This window comes from Marinomonas colpomeniae (assembly GCF_014803385.1).
GTDB classification, from domain to species: Bacteria; Pseudomonadota; Gammaproteobacteria; order Pseudomonadales; family Marinomonadaceae; genus Marinomonas; species Marinomonas colpomeniae.
In genome coordinates this window covers 838,903-864,710 of the sequence record NZ_JACYFC010000002.1, presented here as the reverse complement: position 1 = coordinate 864,710, position 25,808 = coordinate 838,903, and the positions used below count along the sequence as shown (strand labels likewise).

The 25,808-nt window shown below is 41.8% G+C and carries 19 protein-coding genes; 14 read left to right on the top strand and 5 right to left on the bottom strand.

Going from position 1 to position 25,808, the window contains the following annotated elements; all coding sequences use genetic code 11:
* Window positions 1-98: 98 nt before the first annotated feature.
* The 3 genes from IF202_RS09195 to xylA all read left to right on the top strand — a co-directional run bounded on the left by IF202_RS09195 (window position 99) and on the right by xylA (window position 6,067).
* A complete protein-coding gene (locus IF202_RS09195) occupies window positions 99-3,515 on the top strand; it encodes a hybrid sensor histidine kinase/response regulator (RefSeq protein ID WP_191594568.1) in 3,417 nt (1,138 codons plus the stop codon).
* Complete coding sequence (locus IF202_RS09190) at window positions 3,512-4,441, top strand: response regulator transcription factor (RefSeq protein ID WP_235963384.1); 930 nt, start codon at window positions 3,512-3,514, stop codon at window positions 4,439-4,441. Before IF202_RS09195 ends, IF202_RS09190 begins: the two co-directional genes overlap by 4 nt.
* A gap of 306 nt (window positions 4,442-4,747) precedes the next feature.
* Window positions 4,748-6,067, top strand: a complete 1,320-nt coding sequence (gene xylA, locus IF202_RS09185) for a xylose isomerase (protein ID WP_191594567.1) — start codon at window positions 4,748-4,750, stop codon at window positions 6,065-6,067.
* 68 nt (window positions 6,068-6,135) lie between these two features.
* On the opposite strand, the gene IF202_RS09180 is transcribed toward xylA, so the two are convergent.
* The 5 genes from IF202_RS09180 to xylF form a co-directional block, all read right to left on the bottom strand.
* The gene (locus IF202_RS09180; protein WP_191594566.1) at window positions 6,136-7,335 is read right to left on the bottom strand and encodes a XylR family transcriptional regulator; all 1,200 of its coding nucleotides are present in this window, start codon (window positions 7,333-7,335) and stop codon (window positions 6,136-6,138) included.
* 212 nt (window positions 7,336-7,547) lie between these two features.
* The gene (xylB, locus tag IF202_RS09175) at window positions 7,548-8,996 is read right to left on the bottom strand and encodes a xylulokinase (protein ID WP_191594565.1); all 1,449 of its coding nucleotides are present in this window, start codon (window positions 8,994-8,996) and stop codon (window positions 7,548-7,550) included.
* A gap of 39 nt (window positions 8,997-9,035) precedes the next feature.
* Window positions 9,036-10,166: a sugar ABC transporter permease gene (locus tag IF202_RS09170; protein ID WP_191594564.1), complete on the bottom strand. Its 1,131-nt coding sequence runs from the start codon at window positions 10,164-10,166 to the stop codon at window positions 9,036-9,038.
* On the bottom strand, window positions 10,159-11,688 hold the full coding sequence (locus tag IF202_RS09165; RefSeq protein WP_191594563.1) for a xylose ABC transporter ATP-binding protein: 1,530 nt from the start codon (window positions 11,686-11,688) through the stop codon (window positions 10,159-10,161). The genes IF202_RS09170 and IF202_RS09165 overlap by 8 nt, the downstream gene beginning before the upstream one ends.
* A gap of 58 nt (window positions 11,689-11,746) precedes the next feature.
* A complete protein-coding gene (gene xylF / locus IF202_RS09160) occupies window positions 11,747-12,748 on the bottom strand; it encodes a D-xylose ABC transporter substrate-binding protein (RefSeq protein ID WP_191594562.1) in 1,002 nt (333 codons plus the stop codon).
* A gap of 533 nt (window positions 12,749-13,281) precedes the next feature.
* On the opposite strand from xylF, the gene IF202_RS09155 reads away from it, so the two are divergent.
* The 11 genes from IF202_RS09155 to IF202_RS09105 all read left to right on the top strand — a co-directional run bounded on the left by IF202_RS09155 (window position 13,282) and on the right by IF202_RS09105 (window position 25,785).
* Window positions 13,282-14,337: a sugar phosphate isomerase/epimerase family protein gene (locus tag IF202_RS09155; protein WP_191594561.1), complete on the top strand. Its 1,056-nt coding sequence runs from the start codon at window positions 13,282-13,284 to the stop codon at window positions 14,335-14,337.
* Window positions 14,338-14,347: 10 nt separating this feature from the next.
* Window positions 14,348-15,511, top strand: a complete 1,164-nt coding sequence (locus IF202_RS09150; RefSeq protein ID WP_191594560.1) for a Gfo/Idh/MocA family protein — start codon at window positions 14,348-14,350, stop codon at window positions 15,509-15,511.
* A gap of 17 nt (window positions 15,512-15,528) precedes the next feature.
* Window positions 15,529-17,070: a sugar ABC transporter ATP-binding protein gene (locus IF202_RS09145; protein ID WP_235963382.1), complete on the top strand. Its 1,542-nt coding sequence runs from the start codon at window positions 15,529-15,531 to the stop codon at window positions 17,068-17,070.
* Window positions 17,071-17,167: 97 nt separating this feature from the next.
* Window positions 17,168-18,127: an ABC transporter permease gene (locus IF202_RS09140; RefSeq protein WP_191594559.1), complete on the top strand. Its 960-nt coding sequence runs from the start codon at window positions 17,168-17,170 to the stop codon at window positions 18,125-18,127.
* A 115-nt stretch (window positions 18,128-18,242) separates the two neighbouring features.
* On the top strand, window positions 18,243-19,211 hold the full coding sequence (locus IF202_RS09135; protein ID WP_191594558.1) for a substrate-binding domain-containing protein: 969 nt from the start codon (window positions 18,243-18,245) through the stop codon (window positions 19,209-19,211).
* A 190-nt stretch (window positions 19,212-19,401) separates the two neighbouring features.
* The gene (locus tag IF202_RS09130; protein ID WP_191594557.1) at window positions 19,402-20,430 is read left to right on the top strand and encodes a LacI family DNA-binding transcriptional regulator; all 1,029 of its coding nucleotides are present in this window, start codon (window positions 19,402-19,404) and stop codon (window positions 20,428-20,430) included.
* A 42-nt stretch (window positions 20,431-20,472) separates the two neighbouring features.
* Window positions 20,473-21,453: an aldose epimerase family protein gene (locus IF202_RS09125; protein WP_191594556.1), complete on the top strand. Its 981-nt coding sequence runs from the start codon at window positions 20,473-20,475 to the stop codon at window positions 21,451-21,453.
* Window positions 21,454-21,747: 294 nt separating this feature from the next.
* The gene (locus tag IF202_RS09120; RefSeq protein ID WP_191594555.1) at window positions 21,748-22,536 is read left to right on the top strand and encodes a DeoR/GlpR family DNA-binding transcription regulator; all 789 of its coding nucleotides are present in this window, start codon (window positions 21,748-21,750) and stop codon (window positions 22,534-22,536) included.
* Window positions 22,533-23,534, top strand: a complete 1,002-nt coding sequence (locus IF202_RS09115) for an ABC transporter ATP-binding protein (RefSeq protein ID WP_191594554.1) — start codon at window positions 22,533-22,535, stop codon at window positions 23,532-23,534. The genes IF202_RS09120 and IF202_RS09115 overlap by 4 nt, the downstream gene beginning before the upstream one ends.
* Before the next feature lie 34 nt (window positions 23,535-23,568).
* On the top strand, window positions 23,569-24,852 hold the full coding sequence (locus IF202_RS09110) for an ABC transporter substrate-binding protein (protein WP_191594553.1): 1,284 nt from the start codon (window positions 23,569-23,571) through the stop codon (window positions 24,850-24,852).
* A gap of 69 nt (window positions 24,853-24,921) precedes the next feature.
* Complete coding sequence (locus IF202_RS09105) at window positions 24,922-25,785, top strand: carbohydrate ABC transporter permease (protein ID WP_191594552.1); 864 nt, start codon at window positions 24,922-24,924, stop codon at window positions 25,783-25,785.
* The last annotated feature ends 23 nt before the right edge of the window (window positions 25,786-25,808 follow it).

Genomic DNA, 25,808 nt, shown 5'->3' with positions numbered 1-25,808 from the left:
TAACCCCCCCAAAACAAACAATCCGGTAATGGATAACCTTTTGTTTTATAAGATTAATCTTGTATTCAACAAGACTTTCATAAGAAAAGGTTTAATAGATGAGTCGAGCACCACAAGATGTATTTCGAGTAAGAAGGCACTATAACCAATGGGTTGCCAATCAAACACTTGAAGATTATGCACTGAGATTTACCGCTAAATCAGCGCGCCGTTGGTCTATTTCTAGAGTAGCGTTAACGGCTTTAGGGGCGATTTCATTTTTAGCCTTAGAAGCCATTGGTGGTGCCATCACTTTAAGTCATGGTTTTAGTAACGCGATGGCAGCCATCATCACAGTGTGCGTTATTATTTTTCTCACAGGCATTCCGATTGCGTATTATTCCGCTAAACATGGTATCGATATTGACCTACTCACTAGAGGCGCAGGGTTTGGCTATATTGGCTCTACGGTTACCTCGCTTATCTATGCGTCTTTTACCTTTATTTTCTTTGCCTTAGAAGCCAGCATTCTCGCCCTCGCACTTGAATTAACGCTCAATATTAATGTCTCTATTGGCTATATTATTAGTAGCGTAATCGTGATCCCGCTGGTCACACATGGCATTACTTTTATCAGTCGCTTTCAAGTGTGGACTCAACCGATTTGGCTTGCGCTGCAAATTCTGCCACTGCTTTTTATCGCTCTACAATACGAAGAAGCCATCGACTTATGGGTCAATTTTGAACCTATAAATGAGGCTGTCTCAAATAATGGCAATCTTTCTTTATTGGCTTTTGGGGCAGCGGCTTCTGTGTTGTTTTCTCTGATTGCGCAAATAGGTGAACAGGTAGATTTTCTCCGTTTTATACCTCATCAAGAAAAACCTAATAAGCGCTGGTGGTTAGCCGTCATCAGTGCAGGCCCCGGTTGGATAATTATTGGAGCTGTTAAACTACTCATCGGCTCTTTTCTTGCCGTACTCTGTATTCAAAATGGCTTTTCAACAGAGCAAGCCGAAGACCCCAATCAAATGTACATGCTGGCGTTTAGCTATGTGACTAATTCAGAGCAACTGAGCCTTATTTTACTCGGCGTGTTCGTGGTGATTTCACAGCTCAAAATCAATGTTACTAATGCTTATGCGGGCTCTATTGCTTGGTCAAACTTCTTTTCTCGACTAACTTACAACCATCCAGGACGAGTGGTTTGGCTTATATTTAATGTCGTCATTGCCATCTTGCTTATGGAGCTTGGTATTTACCGAGTTTTGGAAGGAATTTTAGGCGGCTATGCCATCATCGCCCTTGCTTGGGTTGGCTCCATTGTGGCGGATCTAACCATTAATAAACCATTAGGGCTACGCCCTGAACGAATGGAGTTTAAACGTGCTCATTTATACGACATAAACCCTGTTGGCATGGGCTCTATGCTTGGAGCCTCCATGATAGGTTTTGTTTGTCACACAGGCTTATGGGGTGAGGAATTACAAGCTCTTTCATCTTTTGTTGCCTTAGCAACCACCTTTATATTGTCACCTCTTATTGCTTGGCTAACTAAGGGAAAGTATTACATCGCGCGTCCTGAAGTAATTTTCAGCAGTACTAGTGAATTACGTTGTTGTATTTGTCATTATCATTTTGAGCCAGAAGACATGACTATTTGCCCTGCTTACTCAGGAAATATTTGTTCGTTATGCTGTTCATTAGATGTGCGTTGCGGCGACATGTGCAAAACTCGATCACGCCTTTCTGAACAATTCATTGATGCTTTTAGTTTATTTTTACCTTCATCTTGGGTAAAACTTGTTAATACTCGAATGGGACATTTTATTTGGCTATTCTTACTCAATAGTCTCGTCATTTCTGGTGTACTGCTTTTAGTTTACGCACAAATAGTCTTAGAAAAAAGACACTACGATAGTGCCATCATCGACGGTTTTATCGCTTCCGCGCTGATCAATGTTTTTTTAATTTTATTGATTATATTTGGTGTCGTGGCGTGGATGTTTTCACTCGCCAGAGATTCTCGTCTAATCGCCCATCAAGAAACAGAAAAGCAAACCGAACGCCTTCAAGCTGAAATTGAAGCTCATGCAAAAACAGATCAAAAACTGCAAAAATCTAAAGAATTAGCAGAAGCCGCTAATCTAGCCAAAAGCCGTTACTTAACAGGAATCAGCCATGAATTACGCTCACCACTCAACGCAATCATGGGCTATGCACAGTTACTCGAAAACGCTTCAGATATTCCTTCGACACGATACGGCGCGCTTTCAACGATTCGACGTAGCAGCGAACATTTGGCTGACATTATTGAAGGTTTATTGGATATTTCAAGTATCGAAGCCGGCGCTCTGCATATCGAACGAAATAATGTACAACTCAATGAATTGCTCGACCAACTGGTAAGTATGTTCAGTGTACAAGCCAAAAATAAGGACATCGCTTTTCATTATGAGAAACTTTCTAATATTCCAATAACCGTGCACGCCGATCAAAAACGGCTTCGCCAAGTACTTATCAACCTACTGTCCAACGCCATAAAATATACCCATCAAGGCAGCGTTACTTTTTCTGTTAGCTACCGTAATCAAGTGGCACAATTCAAAGTGACTGACACCGGTGAAGGCATCGAAAGTCAGTCACTTGAAAGTATATTCCTACCGTTTACGCGCCTATTAAAACCGGGCCAGCCCCATATTACAGGAACAGGACTCGGCCTCACCATTACCCAACTATTGGTTGATATTATGGGAGGCAATATTCAAGTCAGTAGCGAGCTTAATCGTGGCAGTGAATTCAGTGTGTCGTTAATGTTATCCAGCATCGAGCCTGTCACCAAACTTGACATTAAATCAGAGAAAAGTGTCATCGGTTATCAAGGTAAAAAGAAATACATCTTCGTTGTGGACGATGAACCAACCCATCGAAGTTTACTGTCCGAGTTATTAGTACCTATTGGGTTTGACGTTTTCCTTGCGAACAATGGTATCGAGTGTCTTGAGATGTTGCCTCATTGCCCTTTTACGCCAGATATATTTTTATTAGATGTGGCAATGCCTGGTATCAGTGGTTGGGAACTGGCTAAAAAGGTACGAAACATCTACCCAACAACGATCATCATCATGACATCAGCGAACGCCGATATTAATGTTCCGCTAAATAAAAACCCGAGTAATGGCTATTTAATGAAACCTATCATACACATTGAATTATTCAAAAAAATACAGCAATGCACAGGGATCCAATGGCGTTATTTTGAAGAAATCGACTCTAAAAATGATTGTTCTGACGAACATACGAATGACAATAAAAACCACAATATTGCTGGCAGAGTAGAGCCAAATGATGCGAGTGAAAAAGCGTCAAAAGAAGATATTCAGGAACTTATTCACCTCGCCAATATAGGAAATTTAAATGCGATTAGAAAAAAAATAGAAGCTATTCCTCCTTTTTCAAACTCAGACAAAATTAAAACCCTAGCCAGCCGTTTCCAGTTTCAAAAAATGATAGAGGAATTGGAGAAGATATTATGATGTCGAATCAACACAAAAAAGATTTAGTACTGGTAGTCGATGATTCGCCTGATTCTCTCGGTATGATAAACGACACGCTTGACGAAGCGGGTTTAACTGTTTTGGTGGCCTTGGAAGGAAACCAAGCTCTCAATATTACCCACAGTATTACACCAGACATTATCCTGATGGATGCCCTAATGCCAGGTATGGATGGTTTTGAGACCTGTCAAAAATTAAAAGCACAATCGCACTTAGAGCATATTCCTATCATTTTCATGACAGGCTTAAGTGATACAAACAGTGTTATCAAAGGGTTTGAAGCAGGGGGTGTTGACTACATTCAAAAACCGGTCAACAGTTCTGAACTATTAGTACGCATTAAAGCACATCTTAATAACTCAAGATTAACTCAAAGTGCAAGATTGGCACTCGATGCTTCTGGCCAATTTCTAATTACCACTAACTATCTTGGTGAATTCAAATGGGCAACACCTCAAGCGCATCAATTACTTAGCGATGCAGACTTAAGTGAAACATGGCTAAAAGAAAAGCTAAGCTACGAACTCAAGCCTTTTTTCAGTTTGAGATTTAACCAAGAGAAAAATGTCCAAATAAACCATGGCAGCAGAATAATCGAACTCAGTTACATCAGTAAGGATGCTAAAGATGACTATTTATTTCGAATAATTGATGTAGAACTCAACAACGAACAACCTATTTTACAAGCCGCTTTCAACCTAACATGTCGAGAATCCGAAGTATTAACATGGCTAGCCAAAGGCAAAAGTAATGCAGAAATCGCCATCATTTTAAGCATCAGTCCGCATACCATAAATGCCCATTTGGCACCGATATTTAAAAAACTCAACGTAGAAAATAGAACCAGCGCAGCCATTACTGCTATCGAAAAAATAAGAAACGCACGTTCATCTGCTTTTGGCTAGACAAAAAAGATTAAAAACCAAACGCTAATATTGCTTCATTATAGCAGTCAAAATCCTCGCTATTCTTATATTAAAGTGGACAGCTGACTCTAGCAAAAAAGTGAGCTGGCTTTTTCTTACTCAAAAACTGAAATATGACTTCAACAACTCATACGAAAAAAAGTATTACTAATTTGACTCAGATTAACTCCTTTTATCTCACTATCAATAAAATCAATAACCGCCTCAAGAAATTTCGTAATTGAAGCAATCACTCAAAAAAACAATGATTCATAATGACAAAAAATAACAACAAGGAGTTCTGATATGAGCGATTTTTTTAAGACGGTACCGTTTGTAAAATACGAAGGCGTAAACTCCAACAATCCTTTTGCTTTCAAACATTACGATGCGAATAAAGTGCTAATGGGTAAAACCATGGCAGAACACTTAAGAATGGCGGCCTGCTATTGGCATAACTTCTGCTGGCAAGGCAGTGACGTGTTCGGTGCTAACACTTTTGATCGTCCTTGGTACAAAGCGGCATCCGAAATGGAAGCGGCAAAGATGAAAGCTGACGCCGCTTTTGAGTTTTTTACAAAGCTGGGCATTTCTTATTACAGCTTCCACGATGTAGATGTCAGCCCAGAAGGCTGTTCACTCAAAGAATACATCAATAATTTTTCACAGATGGTTGATGTGCTTCAAGAGAAACAAGAAACCACTGGTATTAAACTTTTATGGGGAACGGCTAATGCGTTTTCCAATCCAAGATACATGTCTGGCGCAGCCTCTAACCCAAACCCTGAGATATTTACATACGCAGCTACTCAGGTGTTTCATGCGATGAATGCCACCAAAAAACTAGGCGGTCAGAACTATGTTTTATGGGGCGGTCGTGAAGGCTATGAAACTCTACTGAATACCGATTTAAAACGCGAGCGTGCCCAGCTCGGCCGTTTTATGCAAATGGTTGTTGAACACAAATACAAAATCGGCTTTGAAGGTACTTTGTTGATCGAACCAAAACCAGCTGAGCCAACTAAGCATCAATACGATTACGATACGGCAACGGTGTACGGTTTCTTAAAAGAGTTTGGTCTTGAGAAAGAGATCAAGGTTAATATCGAAGCTAATCACGCCACACTTGCGGGCCATAGTTTCCATCACGAAATCGCGACAGCTTGCTCTTTAGGTATTTTGGGTTCCGTTGATGCCAACCAAGGGGACGCGCAATTAGGCTGGGATACAGATCAGTTCCCTACGAGTGTTGAAGAATATACGCTGGTGACCTATGAAATTTTGAAAAACGGCGGATTCCAAAACGGTGGCTACATGTTTGATACTAAACTACGTCGCCAGTCTATGGATCTTGAAGACCTATTCCACGGTCATATCGGTGCTATGGATACGTTGGCTTTATCACTAGAACGCGCAGTGAAAATGATCGAATCTGAAAGCTTGTCGAAATTAGTCGATCAGCGTTATGCAAAATGGAATGAGCCTTTAGGAATGGACATTCTTGCTGGTAAGCACTCTCTTCAAGATCTTGCTGCTTACGCTGAAAACAATAATCTTGACCCTAAAGCGGTTTCTGGTCGTCAAGAAATGCTAGAAAACGTAGTGAACGGCTTTATCTATAAATAGAATTGAAAAAAATAGAGCTCTCAAAATAAAACAGAAAACACAAGCCAGCAAAACTGACTTGTGTTTTTTTAATGCTGCATTTGCTCGTTACTTTCTTTACCAAGCCGCGATGACACGCGATATTCTCCTGGCGTCATGCTTAGGTTTTTGCGTGATACTGTGTACATATATTGGACGGAAGGATAACCGCAAGTGCGGGCGATTTCGTCAAAAGGAAGATTCGTCGAGGTAATCAATTCACAAGCACGGTAAAACTTAGTCATGTGCAATTGTTCATGCATGGAGCAACCAATTTCATCGATAAAACGGGTTTCTAGATTCGTCCTAGAGATACCAATGTAATCCACTACTTGTGCAACCTTCACACCACGGCAGGCATTATGGCGAATAAAGTGCATGGCCTGGATCACATAAGGATCACGCAACGCGCGATAATCCGAAGACTGCCTTTCTTCAACACCAATAGGATCAACCACCACCAGAGACTCTTCCACTGGGTAACCAAGCAACATACGATGCAATATTTTCGCGGCCTCATAACCCATTTGTTTACTGCCTTGAGCGACAGAAGACAGTGCCGTGCGGTTCAAGTATCTCGCCATGTTTTCGTTGTCGATCCCAACAATAGCAACCTGTTCCGGCACCATGATGTTTAAATGGTCACAGGCTTGTAATAGATGACGCGCACGGGAGTCTGTAACGGCAACAATGCCTATTGGTTTTGGTAAATCTTGCAACCAGTTTTCTAAATCTTGTTGAGCCGTTTCCCAAAGTTCAGCCGTGGTAAACAGACCTTGGTGAACATGGGGTTCAAAACCATCAGAACTAACTTGCTCCGTAAAAGCACGCTCACGCTCACTTGCCCAACGACTATACTCAGTACTTGGCACGCCATAAAAGGCGAATCTAGGTAGCCCCTTTCGCTTTAAATGTTCATAGGCGCATTTTACTAACGCAGCGTTGTCTGTGGCAACATAAGGTAAACGAGGATAATCCGTTTTATGATGATAAGAACCTCCGACCGCAACGGTTGGAATATCGGTGTTTCTTAACAGTGCTTCCACTTCAGGATTATCACAATCGGCAATAATACCGTCACCTTTCCAATGATTAAGGCCATCTAATCGATGGCGAAAATCATCTTCAAAATAGACATCCCAATCACATTGTGCGGCTTGAAGATATTCACCAATGCCTTCAATCACTTGTCGGTCATAAACTTTGTTGGCATTGAAGACTAGGTTAAGTCGGTAGCGTTTTTCAAACATACAAAGGCGTCTCTAATTTTTATTATTGCTTTTAAGATCATAACCTTTGAACGTTCAAGCGTCCTAATGAATCGCAAAAATTAGAAACGAAATAGTAAAAAACGTAATTTTAGCAAACGCTGACCAACAAAGAAAAAGGGAGGGAAAGAAAGAGAAAAGAAAAAATAGAAGCGTTGTGAAAAGGCGATACTAAAGAGTACCGCCTTTCGTGGTTAAAGACCTTTTAGCCTTTGATATAAATCATGGAAGCGCTCTCGTTTTTTTGCATAGAGAGCCGATTTCTCCAAGTTAGGTTGGTAGCGTTTAATCAACTCAGGCTTCACACAAATGTCGTTCACCGTGTGCTGACCTAGGTCGCCAATCGCAGCTAAGCGCGCGGCACCTAATGCCGGACCGACTTCTCCGCCTTCACGATAATCCATCGGAATAGCAAACACGTCAGCCAATAATTGTAACCAGTAAGTACTTTTAGCACCTCCACCAATAACATCGATACTGTCATTGATATTTTGAGCTGAGCGAACCGCATCCAAACCATCGAGCAAGGCAAAGCTTACACCTTCCAATACCGCATGAATAAGATCTGCTGGTGTGGTTTCATGGGTCATCCCCCAAAATACACCCTTTGCATTGGCATCATTATGAGGTGTTCTTTCACCGCTTAGATAAGGTAAGAATATCACGTCACTAGCATGGTCTATTCTATTTTCTGCGGCTAACATAGCGGCCTCTACACTGCTAAATTGCGTCAGTTTAGTTGCCCAATTGATACAGCTCGCAGCACTTAACATCACCGACATGGTGTGCCATGTATTGGGAATAGCATGGCCAAAACTGTGTAAAGCAACAGAAGGATTGGCGGTAAAACCATCACTCACAGAAAATATCACACCAGAAGTTCCAAGGGATAACATAGTTTCTTCTGGTTTAATAACCCCCATCCCAACAGCGCCAGCAGCGTTATCTCCACCACCAGCAACTACGGAAACTGCCGCCATAGACCAGTGTTTTGCCAAAGCATCGTTGATCACTCCAGTAATTTCTGACCCTTCGTAAACCTTTGGCATTTGCTGTTCATTCAGCCCTGTTGCTTGCAGCATAGTATCACTCCAAGCTCGTTGTTCCATATTCAACCAAAGCGTGCCTGAAGCATCGGAAACATCTGTCGCAAACTCACCCGTCATTCGAAAACGCAGATAATCTTTTGGCAGTAATACTTTATCGATTTGTGCAAATATATCTGGCTCGTGCTCTTTAACCCATAATAATTTCGGGGCAGTAAAACCTGGCATGACCAAATTTCCCGTTATGGATTGCACTTCTGGACAGCGCCTTTGCAGCAATAAACATTCTTCATGGGAGCGACCATCATTCCAAAGAATGGCAGGACGTAATATTTGACCTTGTTTGTCTAGTAAAGTCGCGCCATGCATTTGCCCTGATAAACCAATAGCTTTAACATCTTTTAGGCTATTTTCGGCAGCCAGTTGTAACATGGCTAAATCGGTCGCTTCCCACCAGTCTTCAGGATTTTGCTCGGACCAAAGATCAAAAGGACGCGACACAGACAAAGGCGACGAACAGCTAGCCACGACTTGTCCATCTTCTGCCATGAGGATAACTTTTACACCCGATGTACCAAGATCTATTCCGATATACATAAAACAACCTTTAAAATACTTTCATGAAGAAATATCGTTTCACTGTGCTCTTTTGGTTTTCACATCTAACCAAACTGCAAGTAATAAAATCATCCCTTTGACGATCAATTGCCAAAATGTAGGCACGTCCAACATACTCATGCCATTGTCCAAACTCGCCATGATTAATGCGCCCATAATAGCACCAAACACTGCGCCAACACCGCCTGCTAAACTGGTTCCACCAATAACACAGGCGGCAATAGCGTCCAGCTCAGCCATATTACCCGCAGCAGGTGAACCTGCGCCAAGACGAGACGTCAGAATCAATGCAGCAACGGCGACCATCATGCCATTAAAGCCAAACACCAACATTTTAGTACGTTCAACATTTACACCCGACATCCGAGTCGCTTCAATGTTACCACCAATCGCATATACGCGACGGCCAAATGAGGTTCTTTTCGCTACGTATGTCGCGACTAAAATCAATCCACCCATAATCATGATTGGCGTTGGAATACCTCGATAGCTTTCCAAGATAAACAGCAAGCCCATCAACACAGAGACCGCAATCGTCGCTTTAGCGTATTCAAACTTAGCGGTTTGGTTTTCCACTCCGTGCTTTTGTCTTGCTTGACGACGAGTATAAACACGTGCCACTAAACCAAGACACAGCAAAGCCACGATACTGATTCCCCAACCAGAAGGAATATAACTTTGTCCTACAATGGCAAGCGAGCTAGAGGTTGGTGCAACGGTCGCGCCGTCAGTCAAACCAACCAAGATGCCACGAAACGCCAACATGCCAGCCAAGGTAACAATAAACGACGGTACTTTTTGATACGCTACCCACCAGCCGTTAAACAAACCGAGAATTAGGCCTGTAACAACGGTTACCAAGACAGTTAACAAAATAGGAAAGTGAAACCAAACATCCAAAATCGCCGCGATACCTCCCAATAAACCCATCATAGAACCAACAGATAAATCGATTTCAGCACTGATAATGACAAACACCATACCTATCGCTAACACGCCGACAATGGCCGTTTGACGAATCAGATTGGAAATATTTCGCGGTGACACAAAGGCACCGTCCGTCGCAAAAGAAAAGAAGACAATGATTAACAACATGGCTGCCAACATGGCAAACAGTTGTAATTGACTGGTTTTTATTGTTTTAAACATTCGCTGTATCCTCTTTGATCGCGCAATTCATAATCATTTCTTGGGTCAAACCTTGATGGTCAAATTGACCTTTTAGACGCCCTTCATGCATAACTAAAACTCGGTCACTGATACCAATGACTTCGGATAATTCAGACGACACCATGATGATCGACATACCTTGTTTGACGAGCGCAAACATTAGCTTATAAATTTCGTATTTAGCGCCCACATCAATGCCTCGAGTTGGCTCGTCTAATATCAAAATTTTGGGGTGAGTTAATAAACATTTGGCGATGATGGCTTTTTGTTGATTACCACCACTTAAGTTTTTAATCGACAGCTCAGAAGAGGCCGTTTTGACTTTCAGTTGCGCAATATAATGATCAATATCCTGACTTTCTTTATCTTCATTAATCGCACCGAACCAAGACGAATATTGATTCAATACAGACAAGGTAATGTTTCGCCCGACGCTCATAATTGGCACAATGCCATGACGTTTTCGGTCCTCTGGCACCATAGCTATACCAGATTCTAGCGCTGTGCGCTGAGAGCGAACCGTTAAAGGCTGACCTTGCAACTCGATCTCCGCTTCGTAATTGCCGTCATAGGATCCGTAAAGACACTGCATTAACTCTGTTCGTCCAGAACCGATGAGTCCTGCAATACCGAGAATCTCACCCTGACGTAATTCGAAACTTACATCTTCCACTTGAGCTCTTGTAGCGCCAGGTTGCGAAGCGGTTGCATGATTTACTTTTAATACAACATTACCGATGTCATGCTCTTCACGTGGAAACAGTTCATCCAGCTCACGTCCAACCATCATACTGATGATGTCATTTTGCGTCAGATTTTCTGCCGATTTAGTATCTATATGATCGCCGTCACGAATCACAGTGACCCAATTAGATAAGGCTAATACCTCTTCTAATTTATGAGAAATATAAATACAAGCGATGCCCTGCTGCTTCAGCTCGCTGACAATATTCAATAGAATTTCGATCTCTGTGGTCGTTAAAGAAGATGTTGGTTCATCTAATATCAATAGCTTAACGTTCTTGTTCAAAGCTTTAGCAATTTCAACCAACTGTTGCTGACCCACACCAAGGTCTCTAATCGGTGTATCAGGTAAAACATCCAACTTAACTCGTGCTAACAGTTTCGAAGTGCGACGGTGCATTTCTTCGTCATTTAACCTTGCAAAAGAACCAAGTTCATTACCAAGAAAGATATTTTCTAAGACTGTCATCTCTTTAACGAGAGCCAACTCCTGATGAATGATGACAATCCCAAGCGCTTCGGTATCTCGAATACTTGATGCTTTAACTAGGTTTCCCTCAAAGTAAATTTCACCTTCATAAGAGCCAAAAGGCCAAACACCACTAAGTACCTTCATTAATGTAGATTTACCAGATCCATTTTCGCCGCAAATGGATAAGGCTTCACCTGGATCAAGCTGGATACTAACGCCATTTAGTGCACGGACGCCGGAGAAACTTTTTACAATCCCACGCATATCCAATAATGGTTGCTTCATATTTACACCTCTATGAAAAGCAAATGGCACTCTTGCGAGTGCCATTCATAGGAATGAACTAAGGATTGTATACAGAATCACGCGTGTGATAACCGTCAGCAATAACGGTTGAATCTAGGTTATCTTTATTGACAGAAATCGGCGTAAGCAAAACAGCATCAACGTCTTTTTTACCGTTGTTAACATAACCATCCACTTTGATTTTTTCACCACGAGCTAACTTAACGGCCATTTCAGCACTGGTTTTTGCCAACGTAGAAATAGGTTTATACACTGTCATGGTTTGTGTACCAGCCACGATACGACGCATCGCCGCAAGGTCTGCATCTTGTCCGGAAATAACTACTTTTCCACTCAGCCCTTGAGCAGCAAGCGCTTGAATCGCACCACCTGCCGTAGAATCATTTGAAGCAACGACAGCATCTACTTTATTGGCATTCGCCGTTAGGCCATTTTCCATAATGTTCAGTGCAGCTTCCGCAGACCAACCCATCGCCCATTGATCACCAACGATATTAATCTGTTTCGCATTAATAGCTGGTTGAAGCACATTCATCTGACCCTGACGGAACATTTTTGCGTTGTTGTCGGTTGGGGAGCCACCCATTAAGAAGTAGTTACCTTTCGGCTTGCGTTTAAGTAAGGCCTCAGCTTGCATCTCACCCACGCGAATATTGTCAAAAGAAACATATAGATCAATGTCTGCGAATTTGATTAATCGGTCATAAGCCAATACTTTGATACCTTCCGCTTTCGCTTCGGCCAAAACATTACCTAGTACCTCACCGTTTTCTGGCACAATCACCAAGACATCAACGCCACGGGAAATCATGTTTTCGATTTGGGAAATTTGCGTAGTAACATTACCATTTGCAGATTGGGTATAAACCTTTGCTCCCATCGCTTCCGCTGCAGAGGTAAATAAGTCTCGGTCTTTCTGCCAGCGTTCTAAACGTAAATCAGACATCAATAAACCAATTTTTTCACCGTCTGCTAACGCAGGTAAAGAAACAGTTGCACAAAGAGTGGCTAGTAAACTCATAGAAACAATTTTTTTCATCTTTTTCATTCCTTGTTATTTTTATTAAGTGAACGATCTCCAGATGGAGTAAGAATAATTTAAATCGATAAACTAAAAAGAAGTATTATCTTTTTTTGTTTATGTGTGGCGTTTTTTATAAAGTGAATAACTCCAGCTAGATAAGCAGAAGCTAACCATGTTGGTGACCGTTAAAAACACTATCACTATGATTTATTAAGAAAACAAAAAATAATAATAAATACCTCTTTCAACCGCTATGAAAAAGAGAACTATTTTTACTTAACTTAATGATAAATAAATCATTTATAAAATAATTTAGTAAAACCAAAAATCATAAAAATTCCTTATAAAATGTACAGAAAATCATTTTATTACATTTGAAATATCACATTTCATAGGGCAAGCACATTTACTTGGTAAGTAAAATCACTATACTCCAACAACATTCCTAAATAAGGCTTTTTGAAGAAGTCTTTTTTTATAGAATCTAATGTAATCGATTACAAAATATATTAAGCCACTCAAATAAAAATAAATATGGGGGTAATATTATGCAGGCTTTAAAAGGTCCAGCTCTTTTTCTTGCGCAATTTGCAGGTGATGAAGCACCATTCAACAGTTTTGAAAACATTATAGAATGGGCCGCTAGCATAGGTTTTAAAGGCGTACAGATTCCGACTTGGGATCAACGTTTATTTGATCTAGACCGCGCAGCAAGCGATCTCGACTATTGCAAATACATTCAGGACACACTTGCTAAACACGGTATGGAAGTCACTGAACTCTCCACACATTTACAAGGTCAACTGGTTGCTGTTCACTCAGCTTATGACGATATGTTTGATGGCTTTGCTCCTGACCACGTAAAAGGCAATCCAGATGCTCGTCAAAAATGGGCCGTTGATCAACTTCTAAAATCCGCACAAGCATCTAAAAATCTTGGTCTTATCAATCACGTTACTTTTTCTGGCGCGCTACTTTGGCCCTTCTTATACCCTTGGCCACAACGCCCTGCTGGTTTAGTTGAAGCGGGGTTTAAGGAGCTCGCAAAACGCTGGCTGCCAATTCTAGATGAGTTTGATCGCTGCGGTGTAAACGTCTGCTACGAAATCCATCCCGGTGAGGATTTACACGATGGGGTCACCTTCGATTTATTCCTTGAAGCTACTGATCATCATCCACGCGCCAATATTCTGTTTGATCCTTCTCATTTTGTACTGCAGCAACTCGATTATTTGCAGTTTATCGACATTTACCATGAACGTATCAAGATGTTCCATGTGAAAGATGCGGAATTTAATTCTACGGGTAGACAAGGTGTTTATGGCGGTTATCAAAGTTGGATAGATCGAGCCGGACGCTTCCGTTCTTTAGGCGATGGACAAGTAGACTTCAAAGCCATCTTTTCCAAACTCACCCAATACGATTTTGGCGGCTGGGCTGTCATAGAATGGGAATGCTGTATGAAGCATCCTGAAGCCGGTGCGGAAGAAGGCGTGAAATTCGTTAATGATCACTTAATTCGAGTGACCGAACGTGCCTTTGATGACTTTGCCAGCAGTGGTGTTGATGATGCCATGAACCGTCGTATTTTAGGGTTAAGTTAAGGAGAAGATCATGACTCACAAACGTATTCGTATTGGTATGGTTGGCGGCGGTGATGGCGCGTTTATTGGTGCGGTGCATCGCATCGCGACTCGTATCGATGATGGTTATGAATTGGTAGCTGGTGCCTTATCTTCTGACCCAGAACGAGCGCTCGCCTCAGCGCTGCGCTTAGGCATTAACGCTGAACGCAGCTATGCTTCTTTTACCACTATGGCGGAACAAGAAAAACAACGAGAAGATGGCATTCAAGCTGTCTTAATCGTCACTCCGAACCACATGCATTACCCTGTTGCAAAAGCATTTTTAGAACAAGGTATCCATGTAATTTGCGATAAACCAGTCACAAAAACCCTCGACGAAGCCTTGACACTAAAAGAACTAGTTACTAAGTCTGGCGCTTTTTTCGCACTCACCCACAACTACACAGGGTATCCGCTGATTCGTCATGCCAAGCACCTTGTCGATACAGGTATATTAGGAAAATTACGCGTTATTCAAGCGGAATACGCCCAAGACTGGTTAACCGATAAAGCCGAGAGCACCGATAACAAACAAGCTCAATGGCGTACTGATCCTGAGAAATCTGGCATGGCTGGATGCTTAGGTGATATCGGCACCCACGTCTTTAATTTGGCGTGTTTTATTTCAGGTCAAAAAGTACAAAGTGTCTGCGCAGATCTAACCGCCTTTGTTAGCGGCCGTCGTTTGGATGATAACGTGCACACCATGTTGCGCTTTGATGGTGGAGCTAAAGGAATGTTGTGGTCTAGCCAAGTGGCACCCGGTAATGAAAACGGATTGAAAATTCGCCTTTATGGTGAAAAGGCTGGCATTGAATGGTCACAGGAATCCCCTAACGAATTATGGCTATCCGTATTTGGTGAACCGACGCAAAAAATCACTCGTGCTGGTCACGGTGCTGGAGAGGAAGCCAATCGCTTATCTCGGGTTCCCGCTGGCCATCCAGAAGGTTATTTGGAAGGTTTCGCTAACTTGTATTTGGATATTGGCATTGCCATTCGAGCGATTGAAGACGGTGCGTCTGTTGATTCTGTACAAGGTTTAATTCCTAGTATTGATGATGGCATAGAGGGCATGAAGTTCATCACGGCGGTACTTGAATCATCGGCTCAAAACAGCGTTTGGTGTGAACTAAATGACGGTGTGAATTAAATGGCGGTGCTAACTAGATGTCTGCTATCCCAATAACCAGTGATAAAGAGGCCATGACTATGAACGAACCGGTTATGCAAATTCGCAGTATCGTCAAAGAGTTCTCTGGGGTGCGTGTATTACACAAGATTACCCTCGATATTTTTGCTGGTGAAGTACTTGGCGTGCTAGGTGAGAATGGTGCAGGGAAATCCACACTATTAAAAATTATCAGCGGTATTTACACCAAAACCACAGGCAGCATTAAAGTTGATGGTACGGAGGTTTCTATCCAATCGGCTTCTGATGCAAAGCGTTTAGGCATAGCGATGATTCCACAGGAATTTAACCTAATCAGCAGCCTTAACGTGTTCGAAAATATTTTTCTGGGTAATGAAATCAAAAACGGCTTCTTACTCAACAAATCCGCTATGCGCAACCGAGCTTATGAATTATTAAAGGATTTAGAAACCGACTTAAGCCCTGACGCCCTGATCGAAAACCTCAGTGTGGCAGAAAAGCAGATGGTAGAAATCGCTAAAGCGCTAGTAAATGACTCGCGCATTTTAATCATGGATGAGCCAACAACCGTCTTAACGGATCATGAAGTAGACATTTTTTTCGCTCTTGTTGAGAAACTGAAAAAGCGTGGCGTGACCATCATTTTCATCTCTCACAAACTCAAAGAAGTGAAGCATCTTTGCGATCGATTAGCGATCTTGCGCGATGGTCATCTGGTCAGTGTGGATGATGTGACGCAAATAAACGAAGAAGACATGGCCCGCAAAATGGTGGGGCGTGAGCTAAACCAAATTTATCCACAGCGCACAGAATATTCGGATGAAGTCGTACTTAAAGTCAGTAATTTATCCATCAAAGGGATTTTACAAGACATTAATTTTGACCTTAAAAAAGGCGAAGTCTTAGGTTTTGCCGGCTTGATTGGAGCGGGACGTACCGAAACCGCCGAAGCGGTGATGGGATTACGTAAAAAGGACAGTGGTGTCGTTGAAATCAATGGCAAGGTAGTCACCATCAACGCCATCGCTGATGCGGTCGCTTGCAACTTGGCTTATTTGTCTGAAGACCGCCAAGGCAAAGGCCTAATCATGAACTTTGATATTCCTAAAAATATCACACTGATTTCTTTGGCGTCTTATGTAAAAGGTCTTATCCAACACAAAAAAGAAAACAGTGTGGCTCGTGATTACGTTAAACGCTTTGACATCAAAGCAGCATCCTTACACTCCAATCTGGCTAACTTAAGTGGTGGCAATCAACAAAAGGTCTATCTCTCAAAATGGATGGACACTCAACCAGACATTCTCATTCTTGATGAACCGACTCGGGGAATCGATGTAAATACTAAAAAAGAAATTTACCATTTCATTCACTCTTTAACTGAACAAGGTGTGTCGGTCATTGTGATCTCTTCAGAACTCGAAGAAGTAATGGGCTTATCCCATCGAGTAATGGTAATGAGGTCAGGGCAAATCATGGGAGAACTCTCTGGTGATGCCATCAATGAAAAAGAAATCATGTATTACGCTGCGGGCTTAAAAACTATGGCTCAAGCTTAATCCCACCGCCAATAAAACTGAGTTGACGCTATAAACGACACCTGTATTTTTATTCAAAACTCAGGTGCCCATAACAATAAGAACACGAGGTTCCATTATGTCGCCTATAATAACGCGCCTAAAACGACTTGATATTGCGACTTACGCGCCCTTTATTGCTTTGTTAATATTGATCGTATTTTCTTCCATTGCCAGTGAGCATTTCTTAATGCCTCGCAACATTACCAATGTGTTAAGACAGGTGTCTTATACCGGTATCATTGCGTTAGGCATGACTTTTGTCATCATTGCTGGCGGCATTGATTTGTCCGTTGGGTCTATGGTGGCTTTGGTCGGTGTCTTGTCCATCATGATTATTAATGGTGTTGGCGACGGTTGGTGGGCAGTTGCCATGGCTGTGTCTTCTGCTATCGCACTCGGCGGTGTATTTGGTGCCATTAATGGACTAATCATCACACGCGGTCGGGTCGCCTCTTTTATTGCGACATTAGCTACCATGTCAATTTTCCGATCCATGACGCTATATATCAGTGATGCTGGTGAAGTGGTTTCTGAAAATAACAAGTTCGCAGAGATCGGGGGTGGTTATCTTTGGGCTATTCCTTACCCTGTTTGGATCTTCCTATTACTCGCCATTGCTTATCATATTGTACTAAAACACAGTGCCTTTGGACGTCATGTTTGTGCAGTGGGTTCTAATTCAAAAGTCGCTTCTTATTCGGCTATTAAAGTCCGCTGGGTCTATTTTCTTACCTTCCTAATTGCTGGCTTATCAGTAGGTATTGCCGCCGTACTTTTAGCCTCACGTCTAAACTCAGTCAGCCCTGGTGATGCGGGACTTTTTTATGAATTAGATGCCATTGCTGCGGTAGTCATTGGCGGTACCGCATTGTCTGGTGGCAAAGGAACCATATGGGGAACAGTCATTGGCGCCATTATCCTCGGCATCATTAACAACATGCTGAATTTGATGGGCATATCACCTTATTTACAAGGCATGGTGAAGGGTATGGTTATTTTAACAGCGGTGCTTGTCCAGTTTAAAGGCGATCGCTAACAGCTTCGTTTTTCTTCCTATGACCCTTTGATGAAGTTCATAAGAAGTAAAACAAGAATCTGAGGAAAGCAGTTGTTTTCCTCATTATTAAATCAATGTAAAACGGAGAGTATCCATGAAATATAAAAATAAAATCATGAGAGTAGTCGCAGTGTTTACGATGCTTTTTGCCTTTACTGGCACAAGCTATGCGGCCAAATACAAAGTCGGTGTCAGTGTGCCATCTGCCGATCACGGTTGGACAGCAGGCTTACTTTGGTGGGCGAATAAAGCAGTGAAAGACTTAGAAGCAAAAGAAAAAGACATTGAGTTTTTTGTTGTTGCCTCTAGTTCAGGTTCCAAACAAGTCGGTGATGTAGAAGATTTAATGATCAAGGGTATTAATGCTTTGGTCATTCTTCCTCATAACCCAGCGACATTACAAAAAGTCATTGAAGAAGCTTATTCTGAAGGTATTTACACTGTGGTTGTTGACCGTGAATTGGCAACACCCGCTCAAGATGCCTTCATTGCTGGCGATAACTCCGGCCTTGGTCGTGTTGGTGCTCAATGGTTAGCTGAAGAAATGTCTGGTAAAGGCAATGTTGTTGTTATTGAGGGTATGCAAATTCCTATCAATACTCAACGCGTAGACGCCTTTAATGAAGTCATGTCAGCCTATCCAAAGATCAAGATCCTAGATTCTCAACCCGGTGATTGGTCAACTCAAAAAGCATTGGCGGTAATGGAAAACTTCTTACAGAAACACCCTAAAATTGATGCTGTTTGGTGCCAAGATGACGATATGCTAAAAGGTGTTTTAAAGGCCATTGAAGAATCTGGCCGTACCGATATCAAAACTGTATTAGGCGGTGCTGGCTCTAAAGACATCATCGAAATGATCATGCATGAAAACAAAATGGTGCGTGCGACCGTAACCTATAGTCCATCAATGATTGCCTCAGGTATTGCGCTTGCCGTACATGGTGTGAAACATGAAAAACCAGGTTACTTATTTAACTCTCCATCTCGCGTTATTTTAGGTGCTGATCTTGTTACAAAAGAAAATTCGGCTGATTACTACTTTAAAGATGCTGCTTATTAAGAAAGCATAAATAAAACCATTAGGGCTTACCGCCCTAATGGTTGTTACTTTAATCATATAAATATTCTGACTATTAGCCACTGCGCTAAATAGGACTTTTTGTTAATATATCGTTTATTAATAACCCTCTTTAAAAAGGCAATGAATTTGGGCTTCGTTATACATTTTCTCTCTCTGCGATTGGACATTTATGGCTACTGTTAAAGATGTCGCAAAGCTAGCAGGAGTCTCTACTGCAACGGTTTCACGGGCTTTGGCCAATCCAGAAATGGTCTCACCCGTTACTCGTTTAAAAGTAGAAAAAGCCGCTGCGAATGTCGGTTATTCCCCTAACGGTCTTGCTCGCAGTCTGCGCAAAAGTGAATCCAAAACCATTGTTGTCGTGCTACCAAATATGGAAAGCACCTTCTTCTCTGACGTCATTCATGGTATCGAAGCGCTTGCACACAAAAATGGCTACAAATTACTCATTGGCGACGCCGGCAATGAATCTTCACGCCTACGTAGCTACTTTGAACTGTTCGAAAGTAAACAGGTAGATGGCGTATTGTCGTTATCGTCAGATGTGCCGGAGTCTTTGATTCTAAATAGCGCTGGTGAAGTGAAATTGCCTATAGTTATTGCTGGCGAATATTTTTCTGACATTCCGGTTCCTACAGTACATATCGACAACCATTACAGCGCAAAAAAAGGCGTCGAATATCTTATTATGATGGGTCATTACAAAATAGCCTGTATTACGGGGAAAAGAGACAAGCTGATTTATAACGCTCGGGTAAATGGTCATAACGAAATAATGAAAAAGTGGAAACTGCCTATTATTGATGACTATATATTAGAAGGTGACCTTACTTTCATTGCCGGATACAACTTAGGAAAACAATTATTGTCCTTAAAAAATAGTCCCTCAGCCATCGTTTGTCATAGTGATGAAGCGGCGATTGGTGTACTAAAAATAGCAAGAGAAATGAACATTAACGTCCCCGAAGAACTATCCGTAATAGGGTTCGATAATCTTGCATTAAGTGAATATTGCGAGCCAGAATTAACCACTATTAATCAGCCAAGGGAGCTGATCGGTGAAACATCCATGAAGCTGTTACTCGATATATTATCTGGAAAAAAACCGAACCCAGAAATGACCTTACCTACTCAACTAATAGTACGAAAAAGCTCTTGCCCACCACCTATAGAACAGAGATTACAAATCGACCTGTAATGATAAATGGTACGTTAACGTCTTTATAAAAGGATATTTGCTTTGAACCCAACACTTGATCTAAGAAAAGTGCAACGCATCACACTCAATAATGCACAGCTGACAGTAAACATCCTGACCTTAGGTGCCAGTATTCAATCGGTCTATTTAAAAGGTTATGAACACTCATTAGTACTCGGGTCTTCTAAAATTGATGATTACCTTAACGCAACCAAATACTTTGGTGCTGTCGTTGGGCGAGTGGCAAATCGCGTTGCCCATGGTCACGCTCTGATTGACGGAAAAAGCTACAATTTACCGCCGACGTTACCAGAGAAACACCATTTACATGGCGGTGTAAATGGGACGGGCACTAAAGTTTGGTCAATCATTCAGCAAACAGAAGACACGGTTCAGCTACAGACAAAACTCGCACATGGTGAAATGGGTTATCCAGGGAATATGATGGTGAATGTGTTTTATCGGTTACTCGACAGCACCTTAGAAATGGAAATCCAAGCCTCAACAGACCAACTAACGATTTGTAATTTTGCGGGTCACAGCTACATTAACCTTGATGGTGTTGGCTCTATTCTTGATCATCAACTTAGTATCAAAGCCGATCATTATTTACCAACAGACAAAGAAGTGATTCCAACAGGAGAAGTTACTCCTACAGCAAACAGTGCCTTCGACTTTAAACAGCTACGAACAATAGGTCGTGATGATTACCCGGAATTAGACACCAATTTTTGCCTATCTTTAGCCAGTCGTCCAATACGAACGGTTGCGACACTAAAAGCACCATTGACGGGTATCACCTTAAATTACCAAACCACAGCACCTGGATTACAGGTATACGATGGTCGCCATATTCACTTATCGGCAGAATCTAATATCAACTCAGGTGAATTAAACGCTTACGCCGGTCTTGCCTTAGAAGCACAACATTGGCCGGACGCTATCAACCAGCCACACTTTCCATCTATTTTGCTCGCTCCAGAAAATACTTATCAACAAATAACACGATATGCTTTTAACTAATAAAATCGAACCGACTTATCACGGTTCGTTTTATTTAGCGTTACAAAGGTTCCCTTCTTAGCTACACAATAATCATTTAAGTAAGCATCCTATTCCTCAATATTAGACACCTCCGACAACTTTATTTCCGCACTCACACTCAGCTCTAAGCTCTAAGCTCTAAGCTATTTAACTCACAAACTACATACCTAAAAACCCTACACAGACATAAAACTGTCAAAAATCGTTAAACAAAGCTTCACACGAAACAAATAGTATTTCGATCGACAGAAATTAAACACTTTAGGGTTTCGGATGATAAATCAGATATCAAAAAGACAAAAAGACATTCTTGATTTACTAAAAAATCATGGAGGTAAGGTCTCAAGTGCTGAACTAACCGAGCACTTTGATGTGTCTGTTCAAACTATCCGTAAAGAGCTAAACCGACTCAGTGAATTGGCTTTAGTGAAACGAGTTCATGGTGGTATTTGCTTACCGGTACAGAGCAATAATTTGTCTTTTTCCAATCGGCAGATTATCCATTTAGAAGAGAAAAAAGACATCGCAAGAATGCTGATTCAATTCTTACCGGAAGGTTGCAGCATATTTTTAGGCATAGGAACAACACCGGAACAAATTGCCAGACATCTTATTCATCATCCAGGGCTGACAGTGATAACCAATAACTTAAATGCCGCCATTGCTCTATGTGAAAACCCTAACATTCAAACCCACATGGTAGGTGGACGCATCCGCGCTACTGATCAAGATGTTGTTGGAGAAGATGCAACACACTATTTCAGAAAATTCCAGGTCAACTATGGAATATGTGGTGTCGGCGGAATGTCTAGTGCTGGCGACTTACTCGATTTTTCACCGGAAGAATCTCATCTATCTCAAGCAATTTTAGAAAATTGCGAACAACGGATTTTAGTGGCTGACCACCATAAATTCCAACGTAGCGCACCCGTCAAAAGCAGTCACCTTAGAAATATCGACATGTTCTTTACCGACCAGATTTCCACTGAATTAGCCCAGCTTTGTCAGCAACTGGAAGTGAAAGTTGAGTCGAGCAGTAATCAATCTTTGAGGCAACTATGAGTTTTTTAAGTATTTCTAATTTGAGCAAAGACTATGCTCAGCATTGTGTGGTGAACGATATCAGTTTCTCCATTGAGCAAGGGGAATTCATTTCTTTGCTTGGTCCAAGTGGTTGCGGTAAATCCACCACCCTCAATATGATTGCAGGCCTTGAAGTGCCTTCTAGAGGTCAGATTCATCTCGGGCAAAATGACATTACCCACCTTCCTCCAGGGAAGCGAGGCTTGTCTATGGTGTTTCAGTCTTATGCCCTTTTTCCACACCTGTCGGTAAAAGAGAATATTTTATTTGGTTTAAAAGCCCGCCGAGTCGACAAGCAAGAACAATTAAAGCGACTGAAACATGCCATTGAGCTTGTCGGTCTGGAAGAACATATTAATAAAAAGCCAAGTCAGCTATCAGGTGGTCAATGTCAGCGCGTCGCATTAGCAAGAAGCATTGCCTCACAAGCGCCACTTTGCCTAATGGATGAGCCGCTTTCGAACCTTGATACCAAGCTTCGTAATGAAATGCGCAATGAATTACGCCATCTACAAAAGTCCTTAGGTTTGACGGTTGTGTATGTCACCCATGATCAAATTGAAGCCATGAGCATGGCAGACAAAATCATCTTACTTAATCAAGGAAAAGTGGAACAACAAGGTTCACCTGAGAGCTTTTATCAAACCCCTGAATCTACTTTCGTCGCTCGCTTTATTGGTCACCCTCCAATGAATCTTATTACCAGTCATGAGCACATTATTGGTGTAAGACCTGAACACATCGAAGTACAGAATGTAGGTCATAAAGCCAAGATCAAAAACAGTGATTACCAAGGCGCAGCCACTGTTATTAATGTCGACATTATTGACGGCCCTTTTCACGGATCAAAAAACATCCAATTGTCCCTTATGGGTAAACACCAACTAACCGAAGGAAGTGACTTAACCATCAACTGGTCTGAACAAGAGCAACATCTATTTTCCAAATCAACTGGCAAGCGTATTGCCGGTATATAGCATTATCAAAACCAACCAGAAAGGAGCTACTGCAATGCGTACAAACATTAAAAAACTTCTTACTTTAGGAGCAATAGGCCTGAGTTTTTCAGCCTTAGTGCAAGCTAAAACAGAGTTAACCATGTATTACCCTGTGTCCGTTGGTGGCGCGCTAACGAAAGTCGTTGACTCTATTGTCGATGATTTTGAGCAAGAAAATCCTGATATTGATGTAAAAGCCATTTATGCAGGCAATTACAACGATGCTCGAGTAAAAGCGTTAGCCGCCTTAAACAGTGGTCAACCTGCTCAATTGTCAGTGATGTTTTCTATCGACGTCCATGAACTGATGGACCTAGACGCGATTGTTCCTTTTGACGATGTAATCTCTACGTCGGCTGATCGTCAGTGGTTAAAAAGCTTCCACCCTGCTCTTATGGAAAACGGCATTGTGAATGACAAGACCTACGGCATTCCTTTCCAGCGCTCCACAATTGTTATGTATTACAACAAAGACCTATTCCGTGCCGCTGGTCTTGATCCAGAAAAAGCGCCTAGTAACTGGCAAGAGCTTGTTGAAATGGGCAAAAAACTGACCAAGAAAGACAGCAATGGCAATGTTACTCAGTGGGGCGCGATGATCCCTTCTACCGGTTACCCATATTGGATGTTTGGCGCTTTGACGAAAGAAAAAGGTCATAAACTAATGAACCAGGCGGGTAACAAAACCTATTTCGATGACCCTAAAGCCATTGCCGCTCTTGAGTTCTGGAAAGACTTAGGCAACAAACATCAAGTCATGCCGAAAGGAATGATTGAATGGGGAACCTTACGTCAGAATTTCTTAGAAGAAAAAACTGCCATCATGTGGCATTCAACCGGTAACTTAACCGCAGTTAAAAAAGCAGCAAACTTCGACTTTGGCGTTGCAATGTTACCAGCGGATGAAGAACGCGGCTCACCAACGGGCGGCGGTAACTTTTACTTATTTAAAAATGCGACTACGGAAGAAAAACAAGCCGCGCTTAAGTTAGTGAAATTTATGACCTCACCAAAGCAAGCCGCTAAGTGGAGTATAGAAACAGGTTACATGGGTGTCAGCCCTGCTGCGTATCAAACCAAGGAACTGGCTAACTATGTAGAATCCTTCCCACCTGCTGCGATCGCTCGCGATCAATTGAAATACGCAACAGCAGAGTTATCTACACACCAATCTGGTCGTGTCAGAAAGCTATTAGATGATGCGATTCAATCTGTATTAAATGGTCAGCAAGACGCAAAACAAGCGTTAACCTCTGCCCAAAAACAAGCCGATCGAATCTTGTCACGCTACCGTTAAGTCTCGCTAGCGTTGAATACCACTCTGAATACAGCGGGGCTAGCAATAGCACCGCTATTGAGATCATTTATGTTTAAAACCTATAAAGCCCAAGCTTGGCTGCTCTTGGCACCAGCACTTATACTCTTAGTTGCCTTTACCTATTTACCCATAGGCAACACCATTTGGCGCAGTGTTTTTGGTTTTGGCGTACAAATGGGAAATCAAGCCAGCCCAGAAAATTATGCTCGTTTACTCGATGATCCAGTTTTTTGGCAAGTTTTGAAAAACAGCGCTTTATACGCTTTGATCACAGTACCCGCTTCCATTTTCTTCGCGTTAAGCATGGCTCTTTGGGTCAATGGAAAAATCGCTGGCACAGGTTTTATGCGTCTTTCCTTTTTCACACCAACTATGTTGCCGATGATTTCTGTAGCGAACATTTGGCTATTATTTTACAGCTCGGAAATTGGCTTATTTAATGCCGTTTTAGGATGGTTTGGTGTCTCTGGCGTCAACTGGTTAGGCAACCCTGATACCGCGTTATACAGCTTAATGACCATGACTATTTGGAAAGAAGCAGGATTCTTTATGATTTTCTATCTTGCCGCTCTGCAAACCATTTCACCCGATTTATACAAGGCCGCAAAAACGGAAAACGCATCCAGTCTTTATATCTTTAGACGCATTACTTTTCCTTTGCTTATGCCCACCACTTTATTTGTCTTTGTTAACGCTTTGCTGAATTCATTTAAGCTCATTGACCATCTATTCATTCTCACCAAGGGTGGCCCAAATAATGCGACAAATCTCTTGTTGTATTACATTTACGAAAACTCATTTTCTTTTTTCGATACCGCTTACGCATCAGCATTAACGGTGATTTTACTGCTCATATTAATTGTTATGGCGCTCATACAATTTGGCGTGATTGAACGTCGCGTGCATTACTAAATTGCCAGACTATAGAGATTGAT